At 43.9% G+C, this 2,372-nt stretch carries 2 protein-coding genes and 1 tRNA gene; 1 reads left to right on the forward strand and 2 read right to left on the reverse strand.

From position 1 onward, the window contains the following. The coding region (locus H6S82_RS29370; RefSeq protein WP_191057189.1) for a transglutaminase-like domain-containing protein at positions 1-1,366 on the forward strand (1,366 nt) is incomplete at its 5' end. A gap of 8 nt (positions 1,367-1,374) precedes the next feature. Here the strand turns inward: H6S82_RS29370 and H6S82_RS29375 are convergent. Both H6S82_RS29375 and radC read right to left on the reverse strand, forming a co-directional pair. Next, positions 1,375-1,446: transfer RNA gene (locus H6S82_RS29375), tRNA-Val, on the reverse strand. A 55-nt stretch (positions 1,447-1,501) separates the two neighbouring features. Beyond that, complete coding sequence (radC, locus tag H6S82_RS29380; protein WP_190462811.1) at positions 1,502-2,233, reverse strand: DNA repair protein RadC; 732 nt, start codon at positions 2,231-2,233, stop codon at positions 1,502-1,504. Positions 2,234-2,372 lie beyond the last annotated feature (139 nt).

Here is a 2,372-nt window from a genome sequence, read left to right on the forward strand (position 1 = left end):
TGGTAACGAATTAGAGACAAATTCATTGAAGAAACAAACGAATATAGGAGATATTGGGGTATTGAAGCGATCGAATGAAATTGCGTTCCGAGTCGCTACGGAAAATCAACAAAATTTTCCCCGATTGTTGAGGGAAGCAACTTATAATAAGTATAAAGCTTCCATGTGGGTAGCAGCTAAACCGAATTTTACTTCCGTACAACCTGAGAAAGATGGTACGAGTTGGCGTTTGGGAAATCAACCCGCGAATCATTCTACAATCACTATTTCTACTACTCTGCGTGGCGGTCAAGGTTTATTAACGCTACCAGATGGAACATTTGAAATAGACGAATTACCAGTCAGTCGGATGGAGAAGAATAAGTATGGTGCGGTGAAAGTAGCTGGAAAAGTTAATAATATAACTTACGATATCCATTTTAATCATAATTTTTCTTTAGATAACTCACCAACAGAAGACGATTTGCAAATACCCGATCCAGAAAAGCCAGCACTTAATCAAATCCTTCGCCAACTGGATATCCAAGGTAAATCACCGCCAGAAATAGTAAACCGCGTCGATAAGTTTTTCCTGAAAAACTTTACTTATTCTCTCCAATTGGCTGGCAAAGAAAATCATGCAACTCCAATATCAACATTTTTACTGAAAACTCGCGCCGGACATTGCGAATATTTCGCGACTGCAACTACGCTTTTGTTGCGTGCAGCAGGTATCCCAGCGCGTTATGCGGTCGGTTATTCCGTTCGCGAATTTAGCAGTTTAGAAAATCAATATATTGTGCGAAGTCGCCATGCTCATGCTTGGACAATGGTATATTTGAATAAGAGATGGCAAATCTTAGATACAACGCCTGCGGATTGGACAAGCATTGAGGATGCAAACGCTTCTAAATTTGGATTTATTTCCGATTTATGGTCGCTGTTCACTTTCAAATTAGGAACTATCATCGGTAGTCAGGCTTTACAATATGGATGGTGGCTGATTTTGCCGTTGATATTAATTCCGATGTGGAGATTTGGTAATAAAAAAGGCGTGCGCCGTTTATCTGCAAAACGGATATTGCCGAAAGCAAAGGCTAAATCTGATTTGGTTACAAAGGATTCCGAATTTGCTGTAATCGAAAAAGCTTTAAATGAGTTAGGATTAACCCGTCACCCGTCCGAGTCTTTAAAATCCTGGATTAAACGGATGAAAGAGGAGTCAGCCGCATCTGACTTAATTGATGATATAATACCAATAGTCGAGCTTCATTACCGCGATCGCTTCGACCCCGCCGGTATTAAAGAGACGGAAAAAACTATCTTAAAATCTTCGATTCGATCGTGGCTAGACAAATATTATCCAGCCGAGGTTGGTAAAAAATGATTTTCAAATGGGCGATACTGGATTTGAACCAGTGACCCCATCCGTGTGAAGGATGTGCGCTACCACTGTGCTAATCGCCCGCGAATTTTTAATATAACACAGGTAGCGCCAATCTACAATCGGCAGCCAAAAATATCAATCACCTTGCGGGTACTCATCCCACAATCCAGTTGTTTCTCGCAAACTTAAATGGTCTCCATTGCCCAAAATCAAATGATCCAGCAGCGGTATCCCTAAAAACTGCGCCCCTACTAATAGCTGCTTTGTCAAATTAATATCTTCCTGACTCGGATCGACGTTGCCGCTGGGATGATTGTGCGCTACTATGACTCGCGTGGCTCCCTGGCGAATGACTTCCCGAAAAATCTCTCGCGGATGGGCTAATGTTTCTGTGGCTGTGCCGATCGTAATCACTTGAGTGCCCATCAACCTATTCTTGACATCCAGCAGCAAGATTGCAAAACGTTCCTGTTGCTGCCACATCAGGTCGTTACTCAAAGCAGCCGCAGCAGCGGCGGGACTTTCCACAGCTGTGCGATCGAGCGGTCGCGACGCAAAAGCTCTCTTTCCCAATTCGATCGCCGCTAAAATCGTCGTAGCTTTCGCAGGCCCAATGCCGGGAATCTTCATCAATTCAGCAGCGCTGATATCCCGCAACACCGCCAGCGGATCGCGCCCGTGTTGACTCAATTGTTGCAAAATATATTGTCCTAAGCCTACCGCAGAAAGTTTTCCCGGCCCCTGACCCGTACCGAGTAAAATCGCTATCAGTTCGGCAGTCGCAAGATTTTTAGGGCCATGAGTCATTAACCGCTCTCGCGGACGCTCGCTGGTGGGTATATCTGCAATGCGGAGGCAATAGGTCATAGATAGCACCGGCAATTCTGAAACACAAATATAACTACAGATGGTTGCGGTATTTAAATAAAAGATAATAAGCTTAATCTCCTAAGCAAGCTAACTATGGTCAGGGGTTAGGGGTTAGGGGTTAGGGTTTAGGGGAAGA

Source organism: Planktothrix sp. FACHB-1355 (assembly GCF_014748295.1).
In the GTDB taxonomy this organism is placed as follows: Bacteria; Cyanobacteriota; Cyanobacteriia; order Cyanobacteriales; family Aerosakkonemataceae; genus Aerosakkonema; species Aerosakkonema funiforme_A.

Coding starts and splice junctions, on each gene's coding strand:
- radC (WP_190462811.1), bottom strand. CDS start 2,233: ATGACCTATTGCCTCCGCATTGCAGATATACCCACCAGCGAGCGTCCG.